The sequence below is a fragment of the Pseudomonas sp. 910_21 genome (genome assembly GCF_052850735.1).
Genome location: NZ_VXCY01000007.1, coordinates 191823 through 208357 on the forward strand (window position 1 = coordinate 191823; position 16535 = coordinate 208357).

The 16535-nt window shown below is 64.6% G+C and carries 16 protein-coding genes; 5 read left to right on the forward strand and 11 right to left on the reverse strand.

What is annotated here, in order from left to right:
- Positions 1 to 114 precede the first annotated feature (114 nt).
- Both FW796_RS22375 and FW796_RS22380 read left to right on the forward strand, forming a co-directional pair.
- Complete coding sequence (locus FW796_RS22375) at positions 115 to 744, forward strand: TetR/AcrR family transcriptional regulator (RefSeq protein WP_346635788.1); 630 nt, start codon at positions 115 to 117, stop codon at positions 742 to 744.
- A 31-nt stretch (positions 745 to 775) separates the two neighbouring features.
- Positions 776 to 1150 carry a hypothetical protein gene (locus tag FW796_RS22380; RefSeq protein WP_346635789.1) on the forward strand — a complete coding sequence of 125 codons (375 nt, stop codon included), beginning with the start codon at positions 776 to 778 and terminating at the stop codon, positions 1148 to 1150.
- Between the two features lie 28 nt (positions 1151 to 1178).
- Here the strand turns inward: FW796_RS22380 and FW796_RS22385 are convergent, their stop codons facing one another.
- From FW796_RS22385 to FW796_RS22415, 7 genes are read right to left on the reverse strand one after another with little or no spacing between them, the layout of a single operon-like run.
- Entirely contained in the window at positions 1179 to 2591 is a 1413-nt protein-coding gene (locus FW796_RS22385; RefSeq protein WP_446440052.1) for an ATP-binding protein, read from the reverse strand.
- A complete protein-coding gene (locus tag FW796_RS22390; protein WP_446440053.1) occupies positions 2588 to 3250 on the reverse strand; it encodes a response regulator in 663 nt (220 codons plus the stop codon). The genes FW796_RS22385 and FW796_RS22390 overlap by 4 nt, the downstream gene beginning before the upstream one ends.
- A 22-nt stretch (positions 3251 to 3272) precedes the next feature.
- A complete protein-coding gene (locus FW796_RS22395) occupies positions 3273 to 3917 on the reverse strand; it encodes a tetratricopeptide repeat protein (RefSeq protein ID WP_346635792.1) in 645 nt (214 codons plus the stop codon).
- Entirely contained in the window at positions 3914 to 4723 is an 810-nt protein-coding gene (locus tag FW796_RS22400) for an SDR family oxidoreductase (RefSeq protein ID WP_446440054.1), read from the reverse strand. The genes FW796_RS22395 and FW796_RS22400 overlap by 4 nt, the downstream gene beginning before the upstream one ends.
- Positions 4710 to 5384, reverse strand: coding sequence for a TenA family transcriptional regulator (locus FW796_RS22405; protein WP_446440055.1), 675 nt, complete (start codon positions 5382 to 5384; stop codon positions 4710 to 4712). Before FW796_RS22405 ends, FW796_RS22400 begins: the two co-directional genes overlap by 14 nt.
- Positions 5381 to 6862 (reverse strand): AMP-binding protein, encoded by a 1482-nt coding sequence (locus FW796_RS22410; RefSeq protein WP_446440056.1) that lies wholly within the window; start codon positions 6860 to 6862, stop codon positions 5381 to 5383. Before FW796_RS22410 ends, FW796_RS22405 begins: the two co-directional genes overlap by 4 nt.
- On the reverse strand, positions 6852 to 7529 hold the full coding sequence (locus tag FW796_RS22415) for a thermostable hemolysin (protein WP_446440057.1): 678 nt from the start codon (positions 7527 to 7529) through the stop codon (positions 6852 to 6854). The genes FW796_RS22410 and FW796_RS22415 overlap by 11 nt, the downstream gene beginning before the upstream one ends.
- 209 nt (positions 7530 to 7738) lie before the next feature.
- Here FW796_RS22415 and FW796_RS22420 point away from each other — a divergent pair, with 209 nt between their 5' ends.
- Positions 7739 to 8290 carry a cytochrome b gene (locus FW796_RS22420; protein WP_346635797.1) on the forward strand — a complete coding sequence of 184 codons (552 nt, stop codon included), beginning with the start codon at positions 7739 to 7741 and terminating at the stop codon, positions 8288 to 8290.
- Positions 8291 to 8448: 158 nt separating this feature from the next.
- On the opposite strand, the gene FW796_RS22425 is transcribed toward FW796_RS22420, so the two are convergent.
- The 4 genes from FW796_RS22425 to FW796_RS22440 form a co-directional block, all read right to left on the reverse strand.
- The gene (locus tag FW796_RS22425; RefSeq protein ID WP_446440058.1) at positions 8449 to 9489 is read right to left on the reverse strand and encodes a DUF6602 domain-containing protein; all 1041 of its coding nucleotides are present in this window, start codon (positions 9487 to 9489) and stop codon (positions 8449 to 8451) included.
- Between the two features lie 17 nt (positions 9490 to 9506).
- Positions 9507 to 10613 carry a DNA alkylation repair protein gene (locus FW796_RS22430; protein WP_446440059.1) on the reverse strand — a complete coding sequence of 369 codons (1107 nt, stop codon included), beginning with the start codon at positions 10611 to 10613 and terminating at the stop codon, positions 9507 to 9509.
- A gap of 395 nt (positions 10614 to 11008) precedes the next feature.
- On the reverse strand, positions 11009 to 12832 hold the full coding sequence (locus tag FW796_RS22435) for a monovalent cation:proton antiporter-2 (CPA2) family protein (protein ID WP_446440060.1): 1824 nt from the start codon (positions 12830 to 12832) through the stop codon (positions 11009 to 11011).
- Between the two features lie 173 nt (positions 12833 to 13005).
- Positions 13006 to 13896 carry a LysR family transcriptional regulator gene (locus tag FW796_RS22440; RefSeq protein WP_016966118.1) on the reverse strand — a complete coding sequence of 297 codons (891 nt, stop codon included), beginning with the start codon at positions 13894 to 13896 and terminating at the stop codon, positions 13006 to 13008.
- A gap of 171 nt (positions 13897 to 14067) precedes the next feature.
- Here FW796_RS22440 and FW796_RS22445 point away from each other — a divergent pair, with 171 nt between their 5' ends.
- Both FW796_RS22445 and dctA read left to right on the forward strand, forming a co-directional pair.
- Entirely contained in the window at positions 14068 to 15150 is a 1083-nt protein-coding gene (locus FW796_RS22445) for a 4-oxalomesaconate tautomerase (protein ID WP_346635801.1), read from the forward strand.
- A gap of 41 nt (positions 15151 to 15191) precedes the next feature.
- Positions 15192 to 16511, forward strand: coding sequence for a C4-dicarboxylate transporter DctA (gene dctA / locus FW796_RS22450; RefSeq protein WP_346635802.1), 1320 nt, complete (start codon positions 15192 to 15194; stop codon positions 16509 to 16511).
- Positions 16512 to 16535: the final 24 nt, after the last annotated feature.

The following is a 16535-nucleotide window of genomic DNA, read 5'->3' on the forward strand; positions in this document are numbered from 1 at the left end:
GCATAGTATTTCGACTGACCGTCGGTCAATGGAAAATGACACGCGTTCTCAACTCTCTTTTTCCCGGCAATTCCCCTAGACTGTCGGCCTTTGTCGATCAGCCCGGATTCGTTCATGAGTGTCAAAACCTCCCCGGTTGCCAAGCGCGCCGCCCCGCCGCGGCCGCGTACCAAGCCGGCTGAAGTGCGCCTGGAAGAGCTGATGGCCGCCGCCGAAGCCTTGTTCCTCAGCCAGGGCGTGGAAGCCACCACCATCAGTGAAATCGTCCAGCACGCCGAGGTGGCCAAGGGCACCTTCTATCACTACTTCGATTCCAAGAACGACATGCTGGTGGCCCTGGGGCAGCGCTATACCCAGCGCTTCCTGGAGCGTCTGGAGGAGGCGGTGAATGCCTGCCCCGAGGATGACTGGGTGGCGAAGGTTTCCAGCTGGATCGGCACCAGCGTGCAGGCCTATCTCGACACTTACCGCCTGCACGACATCGTCTACCCCAACCACCATCACCACGACCGTGGCAATCCGCAAAAGAACGCGATCCTTGCGCAGCTGCAGGGCATCCTCGAAGGCGGCCAGCACGCCGGCTGCTGGTCCCTGGCCCAGCCGGGGGTGATTGCGTCGCTGATCTACGCCGGCGTGCATGGCGCCACCGACGATGTAATCGCCGCTGGCGAGGACGATGGTCGGGCCCTGGCCGAGGCCATTGTCCAGGCCTGTTTGCGCATGCTGGGCCTGCCACCCTCTTGACGTTTCCACGGGTAAAAGGAACGACCCCCCGATGAAAAAAATCAAACCCATTCTGGGCGTCGCACTGGCGGTGTTCCTGGCGTACCAGGCCTATGGCTCGTTCTACTACGGCAACCCGTATGAGGCGCGTCGCTACAGTCCGGATCAGGCCTTCTACTACCAGAGGTACCGACTATTCAGCTGGCGCGCCTGGATTCCCACCATGACCATGCCCGGTGATGGCGACAGCTCGCGCTACAGCGTTGGCGGCTACCTGCGGGTGTTCAAGGCCGACGGCACGCTGCTGGGGCAGTCCTATGACGGCTGCATTGCGGTGGTGGAAGTGTTCTGGTACGACGATGCGGTGGGCGGTTTCGGCTGCAGCGAGCACTTGATCGCCCTGTCCGGGAAGGCCACCCCGGACTGAGCGTCCCGTCCCGGCGCCAGCCCATGGGCTATTGCTCGCGATGCGGCATCCAGGCGCTGCTCAGTCGTGGGCGTTGATTGCAGGGGATCGACAAGGTCGCGCGCAGGCCACCCTGGGGCAGGTTATCGAGGCTGATCCGGCCGCCCAGGTGCCGGGCGATGACGCTGACGATGGTCAGCCCAAGGCCGGCGCCGTGAACGTTGCCACGACTGTAGAAACGCTCGAACAGCCGCTCGCGCTCCCCTTCATCGATGCCCGGGCCCTGGTCTGCCACGCTCAGTTCGAACTGCTCTCCAACCCGTGACAGGCGCACGCTGATCACGCCGTTGGCGGGTGAGAAGTTCACCGCGTTGCTGATCAGGTTGTTCAAGGCGATGTCTATGGAAGCCGCTTCGGTGCGAATCGGGTAGGCACCTTCGTCGACGTCGAAAGACAGTTCCAGGTCCTTGCTCAACAACCAGGGGGTCAGTTGCACCAGGCTTTCGCGCACGGTATGAGCCAGGTCCACGGGCTGTTCGGTATACAGCTGAGCCTTGGGCTCCAGGCGGGCCATGGTCAGTAGCTGGTTGACCAGACGCGTGGCGCGGTCGACGCCGAGGATCAGTGATTCCAGAGAGGCCCGGCGCTCTTGTTCGGTGCCGGCCTCCAGCAGGTTTTGCGCATGCACGCGTAACACCGACAGCGGGGTGCGCAGTTCGTGGGCGGCATCGGCAATGAAGCGACGCTCCCGGCCCAGCAGTTCCTGGATCTGCGTGAGCATGCGATTGAGCGCCGCCTGCATGGGTTCCAGTTCGCTGGGCAGGGGTTCCAGCTGCAGCGGTTCCAGGGAGCCGCTGGGTCGTGCCCGCAATGTGGCGGCCATGTTGGCCAAAGGGCGCAGCCCCCAGCCAATCGCCAGCCAGACCATGACCGCCAGGAGCAGGCTGCCGAGAATGTTCGGCCACAGGGTATGGCGCATGATGCGGTTGACCAGATCGCTGCGGACATCGACCCGTTCGCCGACCCAGATCCGCAAGCCGGAGTCCGGGTCGGCGAGGGTGAAGGTCCGCCACTGGCGATTGTTCGGGTCCAGGGCGTTGCTGAATCCCGGCGCCTGGGGTTGCAAGGCGTAGCTCGGAGCGCTGGTGGTGCGCACCAGCAAGCCGCCTTTGCGATTCCACACCTGGAAGGCGATCTTGCTTTCGTAGGGGTGACCATCGACCTGGGGCATGGCCTGGCTCAGCGCCAGGTTGAAGGCGTGATACAGCTGGGCCTGATCGGCGCTGCTGTTGGGCATGCGCATGATCCCCAGCAGCAGCCTTGCATGCTGGGCCAACTGGGCGTCGTAGACTTCGTCGATCTCGTGGTTGCTGTCGTACAGGTTGAAGGCGGTGAGAATCAGCAACCCGGCCAGCAGCAGTCCGATGATCAGGGTCAGGGTGCGCCGGCGAATCGAGGTCATCGACGTTCCTCTACCAGGTAGCCGACGCCACGAATGGTGCGGATCAGGTCGGCGGAAAACTTCTTGCGCAGGTGGTGGATGTGCACTTCCAGGGTGTTGCTTTCGGCCTCTTCATTCCAGCCGTAGAGCAGCTGCACCAGGCGGTCCCGGGTCATCACCCGGCCCGGTGGCGAAAGCAGTTCGTAGAGCAGTTGGTACTCCTTGGGCGTCAAGGCCACCGGCTCGCCGTGGTAGTGCACCTGCTGGGTGCCCGGGTCGAGGCTGATGCCGGCGTGTTCGATCAGCACCCGCGCGCGGCCGGCACTGCGCCGCAGCAGGGCCCGCAGCCGGGCCTTGAGTTCGTTCAGGTCGAAGGGCTTGACCAGGTAGTCGTCGGCGCCGGCGTCCAGGCCGGCGATGCGGTCCTCGGTGGCGTCCCGGGCGGTGAGAATCAGCACCGGCAGGGTCGAGCCGCTGTCACGCAAGCGCTTGAGCACTTGCAGGCCATCCAGGCGCGGCAGGCCAAGATCCAGCAAGGCCAGGTCGAAGGTTTCGCTGAGCAGCGCATGCAACGCGCTGCTGCCGTCCTTGAGCCAGTCCACGGTGTAGCCTTCACGAGTCAAGGCTTGATGGATACCCTCGCCCAGGGGCTGGTCGTCCTCGATCAGTAGTAAGCGCACAACGACTCCTGTCCTGTCCGGATCATTTGATTTTTTTACCCACCTCGCCCAGCAATGCGTGGATCTCTTCGCGCCGGCCCTTGTCGGCCACTTCCCGACCGGGGCGCGGGGCTGCCTGCAAGGCCTTGAGCAAGGCGACCCGGGCCTCGCCGTAGCGGCCCTGGCGATACAGGTGGTCGCCCCAGAAGTACAGACTATCCAGGCCGTCGGGGTTGTGCTGCAAGGCTTGCTTGAGCAGTTCCTCGGCCTTGTCGGCGTCGCCGAAACCGATGGGCCAGCCGGGAACACGATCATACAGCGCACCCAGGCTGGTGTAGGCAGAACCTTGCAGGGCCTTGGGGTCCAGGCCCAGGGCCAGCTCCAGGTCGGCTTTGGCGGCCTTGGCCTTGCTCAAGGCCCCCAGCCCGCCCTGGGCGCCGGCCCAACTGCTGGTGACGATGCCCGACCAGATCCAGGCTTCAGCGACCGTCGGGCGCTCCTGGGTAAAGGCCCGGGTTTGCGTGGCAAGCTGTTCAAAGGCAGCGGCCCGTTGTTCGGCCGGCACCTGGTACTGAATGTGCGCCCAGCCTTGCTGGATGACGCTCAGACGTTGCTGATCCGCTGTATCCAGGGCCCAGGCGGGCAGGCTCAGACAGCCCAGCAACAGTGCGCTGATCAGGTTCTTCATGGTTCTTCGTGCTCCCGTTCGGATCGGATACTCAGCCGCCGGATCAGCGGCAGATGTTTGCGCAGGCCGCGGTCCACCAGGTTGGGCAGCAGGCTGTTGAGGCGGACGAAAAAACGTTCCGGCCAGCCCAGGTACAACTCGCGGTGGTCGCCGGCGATGGCGTGGACCACCGCGCTGGCCACGGTCTGCGGGTCGTCGACATTGCTTTTCAAGGCATCGTTCAAAGCCTGGGCGGCGGGGCTGTTCATGCTGGTGCGGGTGGCTCGCGGCGCCACATAGAGCACGTTGACCCGGGTGTCCGCCAGTTCCCGGCGCAGGGCCTCGGAGAAGCCGCGCAAGGCGAACTTGCTGGCGCAGTAGGCGGCATAACCGGGGTAGCCGATGGAACCGTAGGTAGAGCCGACGTTCACCACCATGGCGCTGGGGGCCTGTTGCAGCAGCGGCAGCAGCAGGCGGGTCAGGCACATCGGCGCACCGATGTTGACCGCCAGCATGGCGTTGATCTCGGCGTCGTCGAGCTGTTCCAGCATGGCGAAGTGATTGATTCCGGCGGCGTTGATCAGCAGGTTGACGCCACCGATGGCCTCGGCGGCCAGCAGCACCCTGCGTCGGTCGCTGAGGAAGGTCAGGTCCGCCGAGACCCAGCACAGCTGGTTCGGGTAGCGCGCCAGCAAGTGCCCTAACGGCTCTTTGTGCCGGGCCACGGCCAGCACCTGGGCGCCACTGGCGCACAGGGCCTCGGCAATGGCCAGGCCGATGCCGCCACTGGCTCCGGTGAGCACGGCGCGGGTTTCAGAGAGACGCATGGGCGCTCTCCCCGACACGTGGCAGACCGCGGAACATCTCGCTGTACAGGTGATAGACCACTTTCGAGGCATGGATCACGGCGGCCTGGTCGGCAGGGTCGTCGAGACGGTCCATCAGGCGCTTGTAGGTCTGCATATGCTCGATGTCCAGGGAACCGTGGGACGCCAGGTAACTGAAGGCGCTCTGGGGCAGTTGCAGACTCTCCTGGATGCTGCCGGCGGCCATCGTGGCCAGGGCGATGCTGGTGCCTTCGAGGACGTTGACCATGCCGAACAGCCCCACCGGATTGTCACGGGCGATCAGGTCGTAGAGAAAGCTCACCATCAACTCGATGGCCAGGGACGGACGGCCGTCGCGGACTGCCAGACGGTCGCCGCCGCAGGCGACGATGTCGTTGAGCACCCACTGTTCATGGCCGTACTCATCCTCGATGTACTCGCACACCGCGCCGCGCAGCCATTCCAGGCGCTCCGGCAGGCGTGCGCCGCAAGCCATCATCAGGGGCACGGTGTGGCGCACGTGGTAGTAGGCCTGGGTCAGGAACGCCCGGTAGCCCTCAAGGCTGACCTGGCCCCCCAGGGCTTCACGAATGATCGGCAGGTTGAACAGTTGTTCCCGCTCCCGGGCGGTGGCGGCTTGCAGTTGGTCGAAAAAACTCATGACGATGATTCCTCGGAATGAACAGTAGGGCAGAGCAGGTCGCGGTAGCGCTCGACGATGGCCTCGCGGCGAGGCCGGCCGTTGGCGGTGAGCAGGCCGTTGGCTGGGGTGAAGGGTTGTTGCAGGCGGGTCCAGTGGTGGACCTGGGCGTAGTCCGGCAAGGCCTCGTTGGCCTGGGCCACGGCGGCGGCCAGTTGGCTGTCGCTGCAGTCCGGCCGATGGGGCCAGAGCAGGGCATGGTTGTGGGGCAGGGCCTCGCCGTAGACGAAGGCCTGGGCAATATGGCTGCGCTGGGTCAGTTCGGCCTCGACCCATTCGGGGTTGACGTTGCGCCCGTAGCTGGTGACGAACTGGTGCTTCTTGCGGCCCTTGAGATAGAGATAGCCGTCGCTGTCGAACTCGCCGATATCGCCGCTGTGCCACCAACCGTCGACTCGCTCGGGTTCACCCAGGTAGCCCAGCAGCAGAGAGCCCTCGATCAGCACCTCGCCGTCGGCTGCCAGGTGCACCCGGACATGGGGCAAGGGCTGGCCGACGCTGCCCGGGCGGTGTTCGCCGGGGCGGTTGAGGCACACCACCGAGGCGCACTCCGACAGCCCATAGCCTTCGAACACCGGCAGGCCCAGGCGCTGGGCCCGTTGCAGCAGCTCCAGCGAGACCTTGGCCCCGCCCACGGCGGCAAAGCGCAGGCCGGCGGGATTGAACTGACGCTGTTCGGCGGCCCCCACCAGCAGCAGTAACAGCTGTGGCACCAGGATCAGGCTCTCGGGCTGGCGCTGGGCCAGGCAACCGAACAAGGTCGGCGCGTCGACCCCGCTGGCGCCCTGGATGCCCAGGGTTTTCTGGCTCGGCAGGCTGAGGGTGGCACCGGCATACAGCGCGGCGTAGCAGCCCAGGTTTTCCAGGAGAATCCCCAGGGGCAGCAGCGCCAGGTGGTGGCGCGGGTTGCTGCAATGACTGGCCTGCTCCAGCTCCCGGGCCACCCGCAGCAGGCTGTCAGCGCCCAGGCACACGCCTTTGGGGGTGCCAGTGGTGCCGGAAGTGAAGGTCAGCTTGGCGGTGCCGGGCGGCAGGATCGACGGCGCGTCGAAGGGCCGGCGCCAGAATTCGCCCTGGCGTTGATAGCCGGCGGCTTGCAGTTGCGCGTCCTGGCCGTCTTCGGCCAGCAGCAGCTCGGCGCGACTCTGTTCCAGGCAATGCTGGCGCTGGGCGGCGCTGAAGAAGGGGGGCAGGGTCAGGCAGGTCAGGCCCTCGAACAACGCGGCCAGATCCCACAGCAGCAGTTCCGGGCCGTTGTCCAGGGCCAGGGCCAGCACGTTCACCTGTTCATCGCGCAGCCGTTGCTGGCGGTAGATCACCTCGGCATACAGGGTGGCGTAGTCCAGGCGCAGGCGATCGCCCCAGAGCGCAATGTGGATGGTCTTTTCTTCGGCGTGTTTACGGAGTGCTTCCTTGAAGCGCTGCACTTCAAGCGACATGAGTGTTCTCCTCGAATGACACCGGCAAGCCCAGGCGATTGAACATCCCCATGTTGCGCAAGTGGATGAAGCCTGCGCGGATGCTGCCCACGTGCACGGATGGCTGGCTCTGGTAGTAGCTGCCCCAGTGATGACGGTCTTCACCCAGGCGCTCGGGGTCGGCCGCGCACAGGGTCAAGGGGCGCAGGCCCAGGCGATGAAAGCTGTTGACCAGGCCGACGTTGCCGGTGAACGCCACCCACTCCAGGCCCCCCATGGCCAGCAGCCAGGTGATGGCGATGATGGACAGGCGTGCGCTGCCGGTGTCGCTGGCCGCCAGGTTGCCCACTTCCACCACGCCCTGGCGCTCTGCCGGACGCTGGGCGGCGAAGTCGATCAACTCCTCGATCGGTGCATCCAGATAACGTTCCAGAAACAGCGGGCCGCTGCTGGCCAGGCGCACCCCGGCGACGGCGCACAGCGCACCCTGGGGATCGCTGAAACCGAAGAGCTCCGGCATGAATTGACGGATGTTGGCGCCGTGGACCTGCTGGAATCGCTGGCTGACGTAGGTTTCGAAGAGAGGGCGCTGGACCTCCCCGGGCAGGCTGCGGGCCAGGGTCAGGAGTGTTGTGGAATCCCGGCCGAAGCTGAGGGGTAGATGGATGTTCCAGTCAAATCCAGGCATGGATGCAGAGCCTCCCGAGGCGTGTTGGGGAGGAGTATCGGCAGGCTTTCTTAACGAAGTCTGAAGAGGGCAAAAAGACATTTTTGTGATCTTCAGGTTGCCTTAAGGCTGGCATCGCAAGGTGGCGCACCCGAGCAACAGAAGGCGTTGCTCGGGCCCAGCGATGACCTGAATGAATCGGGCATCCCGAACCACCGTGAGGACTGTGTATGACCGCTCAACCCGTACCATCGCGTTACGCGCGACTGTCGATCCTGATGCACTGGCTGATGCTGGCGCTGTTCGTCGGCGTCTACGCCTGCATCGAACTCAAGGGGCTGATGCCTCGGGGCAGTGCGGCCCGGGGCGTGTTTCTCGGGCTGCACAGCCTGTTCGGGATCAGCATTTTCGCCCTGGTGTGGATTCGCCTGTTGGCACGCCTGCAGCCACGACCGCCCATCTCACCGGCGCCCTCTGCCTGGCAGACCGGGCTGTCGCACCTGATGCACCTGGTCCTTTATGCGCTGATGATCGCCACGCCGCTGCTGGCCTGGCTGATGCTCTCGGCGGCGGGTAAACCCGTGCCTTACTTCGAGTTTTTCCTGCCGGCCGCGCCGGTGGCGGTGGACCCTGACCAGGCGCGATTCTTCAAGCACTGGCATGAGCAACTGGGCAACGCCGGCTACTGGCTGATCGGCCTGCATGCCGCAGCCGGGTTGTTTCACCACTACTGGGTGGGCGACAACACCCTCAAGCGCATGCTGCCGGGCTCCCGGGGCTGAACCACGGTATGGCCTGTAGGCTGGCTGGCCAGCGAAGCGCCGCGCCGCGGTTCGCAGATCCTCCACGGCGTTATCAGGATCGCTTTCGCCGGCAAGCCGGCTCCTACGGTGGTGGTGGTGGTGGTGGTGGTGGTGGTGCGCGGGTTTTGTCGGTCGCTTCAGGACCTGGCTTTCCACAGGCCGAACTTGCCCGCCAGATCCAGCTTGGGATCACGCACTCGGGTCAGGTTGATCGCGGCGCCGGACCAGCCGCCCTCCATCTCTTCACTCAGGTGGTATTTCAACAGGTTGTACTGGATCGCCGTCCCTCCCAGTTGCTGGTAGCCGATGCGTGAGGTCACCGCCTCCAGCAAGCTGGAAATCAGGTATTGCAGCGGTGTTTCGTAGGCCTTGATGGCGATGCCGTAGTCGAAGCTCTCAGCGTTGCTTTCGCGAAAGCAACCGAAGAATTCCTGCTTGCTCATGCTGCTGGACATGGCCGTGTTGTAGCTCCGGCGACAGGCCTCCAGGTCAGCGGCGCCGGGCCGGGGCAGGGCCAGGTGGTTGTTGAGGTTCTTCAGGGTCACACAGCCCTGGGTGGCGATGACCTCGGGCATCAGGGTCACGTCCAGTTCGCCGGCACGGTCGGGGATGTTGTGCCAGGCGTTCAGGCTGTTGCGCAGCGGCTCCAGGCTGGCGCCGGGATAGCCTCGATAGCCGTACACATACGCCGGCGGCAGCACCAGGCCCATGACCGAATTCATCTGCGAGACCGTCAGGTTCTGATAGTCGCGGTCATAGATGCGCGCGCTGTATTCGTCGAGGGAATGGCGCAGCACCGAGGGCTTGAGGTTGCGCACCGACTTGCCGTTCTCCAGGGCCTCGAACAGGCTCTTTTCGTTGAGTTGGGACTTGACCTCCACAGTGGCGATCACCCCTTCGATCAGGTAAACGTCCGCCGAGCCGAAAGTGCGCAGCGTGGGGAAATCGTTGCGATAGATGATCAGGTCGATCTGCTTGGAGATGCCTCCTTCGGAGTCGATGATCTGCCCGGCACCGATGCTGATGTTGCTCGGCAGAAATCGCTTGAGGACGTCACGGATGAAACTCTCCCGGGCGTCGCCGAGGACGCCGGAGTGGCTGGCGATGGTGCTGCTGACGCTGAAGCTGCTTTCCAGGACCCGGGCGATGGATTTCGCCCATTTGCTGATGATTGCCACGAGGTCTTCCTTGAAGGTCAGGGGATGAGCAAGTCGAAATGGCTGGCGGCCAGGCACTCGCCGTTGACCAGCAACTGCACGCCATGGCGTCCGGGATAGTGACGGCGGGTGGTCAGTTCGCGGATCTGCTGGTTGCGGCCCAGTTCCACCCGGGCCAGGCCTTGCAGGGTGAAGGTCTTGAGCTTGAACACCTTGCTCGCTGTGGCGCCTGAAGCCTTGACGTAGTCGATGGCGTAATCCACCACCAGGCGCTGGTTGCGGGGGCTGGTGGAGACCAGGGTCAGGGACAGGTTGAGGCTGTCTCCCAGGCGCAGTTGCCCGGGAGCCACCTGGAAGCGGTCGACCTCGACCTCGGGCCGGGCCCCGGCCCCGATGATCGCCAGGGCCCGACGGTCGCCCTGCTTGATCAGGCTGCGCAAGGCATGACGGGCGATCCAGGCGCTGTGGGGCTGCTCCAGGGGCCAGCCTTCCAGGCGCTGCAGGACCCACTGCGGATGGTCCTTGGTGATGTCGTTGAGGTGATTGGCCACGGATTTGCGCACGTACAGGCTGGGGTCGTTGCGCAGGTGTTCGAGGATCGGCGCCGCCAGCTGCGGGTCGGCCTGCAGCTGTTCCAGGCGAAACGACCAGGGCAGGCGCGGGCGGCTGCCCTCGCTGGCCAGGCGGCGTACGTGTTCATCCGGGTCGCCGGCCCATTGCTCCATCAGGGCCAGGCTGCGGGTGCAATCCTGGCGCAGGAAATGCCGCACGGCGAACTCCGAGGAGCCGAAGCGGGTGAAATACTTCAAGGCCGCCATCGACAGTTCGAAGTCATGCAAGCCGTAGCTGGCCACGTAGTGCGGGAGGAAGATGCACACGAAGCGATTGTTCAGGCGGGGCGCCAGGGCGTGCAGCAACTCCAGGCTGGTGGGGTAGTCCAACTCCAGCACCTGGTGCAGGCTCTGACTGACCCGCGCCAGACGCTGCATCAACGACAGCTCGGCGAGGTTGTGGCTGGCCTGTTGCACAAAGCGTTGACGGTCGAAGGCCGGATACACCGCGAGCATGGCGTCGGCGATATGTTCCAGGCGTTGCTGGTTGAAGATTTCCTTGAGGGCCGGGGCGTTCTCTGGGGTCGAGCTCATCGGGCGTATCCATTCAAAGGCGAGGCGGCGCTCACTTTACACAAGCGCTCCTGACAGAACCTGACGGTAGTCGCTCAAGCGCACCGCGTGATTCAAAGCACTTTCCGGCGCCCTCACGACCGCCTTCGCCGGCAAGCCGGCTCCTACAGCGAAATGTGGTGTTTGGGCCACCGTAGGAGCTGGCTTGCCAGCGAAGGCGTCGGCCGGGGCGATGCATGACTTACGGGCCCCTTCGCCGGCAAGCCGGCTCCTACAGCGAAATGCGGTGTTTGGGCCTCCGTAGGAGCTGGCTTGCCAGCGAAGGGTACACCACGGCCCTCAGATCATTCCCCGGCGTCCCTGAGACCGCCTTCGCCGGCAAGCCGGCTCCTGCGAGGTGGCGCAGGGCCGGCGGCTCAGCGCATCGGCGGCAGGGGGCTCTCGATCTGCTCGTCCTGCTCGTCGGCGGCGAACAGTCGGGCCAGTTCGGCGCGGGCTTCCTGGGCGGTCTGCAGCACTTTGGCCGCGTCGTCGTACACCGCGTGCTGGGCCGCCAGCAGTTGTTCGTCATGCTCGGTAAAGCGCTGGATTCGCGAGTCGGCCTGGGCCTGGCTGAGCCCCAGTCCCACCAGGGTGCGGCGGCTCATTTCCAGGCTGGAGTAGTAGGTTTCCCGCACGGCCTGGGCCTCCAGGTCCACCAGCCTGTGCACGTGCTGGCGGTTGCGCGCCCGGGCGATGATCTTCAGGTGCGGGTAGAGCTTGCGTACCTGTTCGGCGGTCTTGATGTTGGTTTCCGGATCATCAGTGGCGATGACGAAGTATTCCGCTGTGCCGACCTTGGCCGCGCTGAGGATCTCCGGGCGCATGGGGTCGCCGTAGAACACCGGCATGCCGCCGAAGCTGCGGATCAGTTCGATGGTGTCCACCGAGGTGTCCAGGGCGACGAAGGGGATTTTCTGCGCCCGCAGGATACGCGCCACGATCTGTCCCATGCGGCCCATGCCGGCGATCACCACCCGCGGGCTGTCGGCGTCGATCTGACGGTATTCGGCGGGCATTTCCACGGGCTTGGCCTTGGGTTTGAGCCAGCGCGAGCAGGCCAGCAACAGCAGCGGCGTCAGGGCCATGGACAGGGTGATGGTGAGCACCAGCAGGTCATGCAGGCGGGCCTCGAACAGGCCCTGGTCGCGACCGATCTTGAACACCACGAAGGCGAACTCGCCACCGGCTGCCAGCACCACGCCAAGGCGCACCGCGCTCTCGCGATTGAGGTCGCCGGCCAGGCGCCCGACCGCGTACAGCAGCGGCAGCTTGAGGCCGATCAGCAGCAGGGTCAGGCCCAGCACCGTAATGGGCGCGCTGAGCAGCAGGCTGATATTGGCGCCCATGCCGACGCTGATGAAGAACAGCCCCAACAGCAGGCCCTTGAAGGGCTCGATCTGCGCTTCCAGTTCATGGCGGTATTCCGAGTCCGCCAGCAGCAGGCCGGCGAGGAAGGCGCCCAGGGCCATGGACACGCCCACCAGATCCATCAGCCAGGCCGTGCCGATCACCACCAGCAGGGCGGTAGCGGTGGACACTTCCGGCAAGCGGGTGCGGGCGACAATGCGAAACACCGGGCGCAACAGGTAGCGTCCGCCCACCACCACCACGGCGATGCTGCCCAGCACTTGCAGGCCATGACGCAGATCCTCGGCGCTGCTGGTGTGGTGATCGCTGCCGGCCAGCACCGGGACCATGGCGATCAAGGGAATGGCGGCAATGTCCTGGAACAGCAGGATGGCGAAGGCCATGCGCCCGTGGGGGCTGTTCAGCTCCTTGCGTTCGGCCAGGCTTTGCAGGCCCAGAGCGGTGGACGACAGCGCCAGGCCCAGGCCCAGGACAATGGCACTGTTCAGCGATTGGCCGAAGAGGAACAGGGCCACCACGCCGATCACTGTGCCGGTCAACAGCACCTGGGCCAGCCCCACACCGAACACCGCCTTGCGCATCACCCACAGGCGCTTGGGGGAAAGCTCCAGGCCGATGATGAACAGCAGCAGCACCACCCCCAGCTCGGAGATGTGACTGACGCTTTGCGGGTTGCCCACCAGCCCCAGCACCGACGGGCCGATCAGCACCCCGGCCAGCAGGTAGCCGAGCACGGCCCCCAGTTGCAGGCGCTTGGCCAGGGGCACGATGAGCACGGCGGCGCAGAGGAACACGACGGCGGCTTGTAGCAGGTTGCCTTCATGGGGCATCGGGGGGACTCCAGGGAGAACGGGGCGCAGGTGATGATAAAGGCTCGCCGGTGACGATGAGCGCATGGGGTTGCCAGTCTGCGCCCGGATAAAAACGGCGGGGATGTTCTGAGACTGGCGGTGCGCCCTTCAAGGCACGTCGGTGTGTAGGGCGCGCGGGAGGGGCGCGCGGGTCAGTGCGGCCACTGCTCCAGCAGGATCGCCACGAATTTTTCCGCGGCCGGCGACAGCGATGCACCGCGGCGGTACACCAGGCCCAGGGTGCGATTGACCACAGGCTCGGTCAGCGGAACGCTGACCAGGGTTGGGTGATCGGCGGCGGGCATGGCCAGGCTCGGCATCGCCGACACCCCGAGGCCAGCCTCCACCATGCCCAGTGACGTGGACAGGTGCTGCACTTCATAGAACCACTGGGGACGCCAGCTCAAGCCGGACAGGGCATGGTCCAGCAGCATGCGGTTGCCGCTCAGGCGACCGACGCCGATCAAGCGATAGTCGCTCAGTTCCGACCAGGTCACCGAGCTGCGCTCTGCCAGTTCGTGGTCGCGCCGGCAGGCCAGGACAAAGGGCTCGTTGACCAGTGGCACGAACTCGATGTCCGGGTGCTGACCGCTCATCATGTTGATGCCGAAGTCCGCTTCGCCGCGCAGCACCGCTTCAAGGCCTTCGTTGGCACTGAGGTCGAGCAGGCGGATGCGGATTTTCGGGTAGCGCTGGTTGTACAGGCGGATCACCGACGGCAGGAAGTAGAAGGCCGCAGTGGGGATGCAGGCCAGGGTCACCTGACCGATTTGCCGTTCCGCCAATTCACGGATGTTGAGGATCGAGTCGTCGAAGTCGTCCAGCAGGCGTCGGGCCTTGGGCAGAAAGTCGCGACCGACGCTGGTCAGGCTGACCTTGCGCGTGGTGCGGTCGAGGAGGGCGGTGCCCAGGCCCTCTTCCAGCTTCTTCATGCGCCGGCTCAGGGCGGGTTGGGACAGGTGCAAGGCGTCGGCCGCTTCGTGAAAACTCCCCAGTTCGGCGATTTTCACGAAAGATCTTATGTCCTGGAGCTCATATTCCATGCTGGTTTCTCAAGGCGGGGAGGCGGGTGGAACGCTGCCGGACACGATATTTAATTCATGCGTGTAACGCAATAATCTCTCTGATCTTTGCATTGGAAACACTTTTTAATCCCTGACACTCTTGTGTCCAGAACATCAATTACCTCGATTGATTAACAAGAGTCTGTGTTCATGCAACGAATTCCTTGTGTGTTGATGCGCGGCGGCACCTCCAAAGGGCCGTTTTTTCTGGCCTGGGATCTGCCGGTGGCGGTGTCCGAGCGTGATGAGCTGTTGCTCAACCTGATGGGCTCCGGCCACGAGCTGGAAATCGACGGTATCGGCGGTGGCAGCCCGCAAACCAGCAAGGTGGCGATCGTCAGTCCGTCGCTGCACCCGGATGCCGATGTGGACTACCTGTTCGTTCAGGTCATGGTGTCCCAGCGTCGGGTCGATACCGCGCCCAACTGCGGCAACATGCTGTGCGCTGTCGGGCCTTTCGCGATCGAGCAGGGGCTGGTCAAGGCCACGGGCGCACAGACTCAGGTGCGGATTCGCAACCTCAACACCGGCACCCTGGTCAATGCCCAGGTGCAGACTCCCGATGGCAAGGTCAGCTACGAAGGCGACACCACCATTGACGGCGTGCCGGGCAGCGCGGCGCCGGTGGCCCTGACCTTTCTCGATGCTGCCGGCAGCAAGACCGGCCAGTTGTTCCCCACGGGCCAGCCCCAGGATTTGATCGACGGCATTGCCGTGACGTGCATCGACATGGCCATGCCCATGGTGCTGGTGCAGGCGGCTTGTCTGGGCAAGCGCGGCGATGAAACGCCGACCGAACTGGACGCCGATGCGGACTTTCTCCAGCGCCTGGAAAGCCTGCGCCTGAAGGCCGGCCTGGCCATGGGCCTGGGGGATGTCAGCGACAAAGTGATCCCCAAGCCGGTCCTGGTGTCCCAGGCCCGGCTGGGGGGCACTCTCGCGGTGCGCTATTTCATGCCCCACAACTGCCATCGGGCCCTGGCCATCACCGGCTCCATCGGCCTAGCTACCGCCTGTGTCACCGCCGGTAGCGTGGTGGCCGAGATGCTGGGCGGGGGCCACGAACCGCGTTTGCAAAAGGTCCGTATCGAGCACCCCAGCGGGGCAATAGATGTCGTATTGTCCTACAGCGGAAAAAACCCTGAGACCATCCGCGCCTCGGTGGTTCGCACTGCCCGCCGGTTGTTCTCCGGGTTTGTCTACGCGCCGGCTTCACAGCGCCTGGCCGGTTAGTCGTTGCTGTCGACCCGCGTTGCATCCACACAATTCTAAAAATGGGTGATGCCATGAAAGTTGTTAAATCGCTCTACTTCCAGATCCTCTGCGCCGTGTTCCTCGGGGTTCTGGTGGGGCACTTCTGGGCCGCGCAGGCCATTGCCCTCAAGCCTCTGGGAGATGCCTTCATCAAGCTGATCAAGATGATGATCGCCCCCGTGGTGTTCTGCACCATCGTCACCGGCATTGCCGGCATGAGCGACAAGCGTTCCCTGGGACGCCTGTTGAGCAAGACGATGCTGCTGTTCCTGGGCCTGACGCTGATCAGCCTGTTCATCGGCCTGGGGGCGGTCTACCTGTTCCAGCCCGGCGCGGGAATGAACATCGATCCCACCCGGTTGAACACCCAGGGGCTGTCCCAGTACACCGATTCGGCAGCCAAGCTGGGGGTGGTGGAGTTCTTCATGCACATCATTCCCGAGACCTTTGTCGGCGCCTTCAACAAAGGCGAGGTACTGCCGGTGCTGTTTATCGCGGTGCTGTGCGGGTTTGCCCTTTCGTCCCTGGGCGAGCGCGGCAAGCCGGTGCTGGAGGTGCTGGAGTCGGCCTCGCACATGGTGTTCAAGATTTTCTCCTACCTGATGCGTTTCGCCCCCGTCGGCGCCTTCGGGGCCCTGGCCTTTACCGTGGGCCAGTACGGCATCACTTCCCTGGGCGCCCTGGCCAAGCTGATCATGACCCTCTATGTCGCCTGCGGCTTCTTTGTCTGCGTGGTCCTGGGCGGCATTTGTCGGGCAAATGGCTTCAGCCTGTGGAAGCTGTTGCGCTACCTGCGTGAAGAGTTCCTGGTGGTGCTCGGCACCTCGTCCACGGAGCCGGTGATGCCGCGCATGCTGGAAAAACTCCAGGCCCTGGGCTGTCGCAAAAGCGTGGTGGGGCTGGTGCTGCCTACCGGCTATTCGTTCAATCTCGACGGTACGGCGATCTACCTGTCCCTGGCGGCGATCTTCATTGCCCAGGCGTGCAACATCGAGCTGAGTGCCGGCCAGGTCGTCACTATGCTGGCGATCATGCTGCTGTCGTCCAAGGGCGCCGCCGGCGTGACCGGCAGCGGTTTCGTGGCGCTGGCCTCGACCCTGACGGTGATTCATGACATTCCCCTGGCCGGCCTGGCGTTGCTGATCGGCATCGATCGCTTCATGTCCGAGGCCCGGGCCTTGACCAGCCTGGCCAGTAACGCCGTGGCGACGGTGGTGATCGCCCTCTCGGAGCAGGCGTGCGACCGCCAGGTGTTGATGCGCACGCTCAACGGCGAGCCGGCCCCGGCCCAGAGTGTCGAGCAAACCCCGCCCGCCACGCTGGCCAGCAAGCTCAGCTAGACCTGCAAGGCAACACTGCCAACC

Bases quoted from the DNA above. Each gene is read 5' to 3' on its own strand.
- FW796_RS22375 (WP_346635788.1), top strand. From the start codon at position 115: ATGAGTGTCAAAACCTCCCCGGTTGCCAAGCGCGCCGCCCCGCCGCGG.
- FW796_RS22380 (WP_346635789.1), top strand. From the start codon at position 776: ATGAAAAAAATCAAACCCATTCTGGGCGTCGCACTGGCGGTGTTCCTG.
- FW796_RS22385 (WP_446440052.1), bottom strand. From the start codon at position 2,591: ATGACCTCGATTCGCCGGCGCACCCTGACCCTGATCATCGGACTGCTG.
- FW796_RS22395 (WP_346635792.1), bottom strand. From the start codon at position 3,917: ATGAAGAACCTGATCAGCGCACTGTTGCTGGGCTGTCTGAGCCTGCCC.
- FW796_RS22400 (WP_446440054.1), bottom strand. From the start codon at position 4,723: ATGCGTCTCTCTGAAACCCGCGCCGTGCTCACCGGAGCCAGTGGCGGC.
- FW796_RS22405 (WP_446440055.1), bottom strand. From the start codon at position 5,384: ATGAGTTTTTTCGACCAACTGCAAGCCGCCACCGCCCGGGAGCGGGAA.
- FW796_RS22410 (WP_446440056.1), bottom strand. From the start codon at position 6,862: ATGTCGCTTGAAGTGCAGCGCTTCAAGGAAGCACTCCGTAAACACGCC.
- FW796_RS22415 (WP_446440057.1), bottom strand. From the start codon at position 7,529: ATGCCTGGATTTGACTGGAACATCCATCTACCCCTCAGCTTCGGCCGG.
- FW796_RS22420 (WP_346635797.1), top strand. From the start codon at position 7,739: ATGACCGCTCAACCCGTACCATCGCGTTACGCGCGACTGTCGATCCTG.
- FW796_RS22430 (WP_446440059.1), bottom strand. From the start codon at position 10,613: ATGAGCTCGACCCCAGAGAACGCCCCGGCCCTCAAGGAAATCTTCAAC.
- FW796_RS22435 (WP_446440060.1), bottom strand. From the start codon at position 12,832: ATGCCCCATGAAGGCAACCTGCTACAAGCCGCCGTCGTGTTCCTCTGC.
- FW796_RS22440 (WP_016966118.1), bottom strand. From the start codon at position 13,896: ATGGAATATGAGCTCCAGGACATAAGATCTTTCGTGAAAATCGCCGAA.
- FW796_RS22445 (WP_346635801.1), top strand. From the start codon at position 14,068: ATGCAACGAATTCCTTGTGTGTTGATGCGCGGCGGCACCTCCAAAGGG.
- dctA (WP_346635802.1), top strand. From the start codon at position 15,192: ATGGGTGATGCCATGAAAGTTGTTAAATCGCTCTACTTCCAGATCCTC.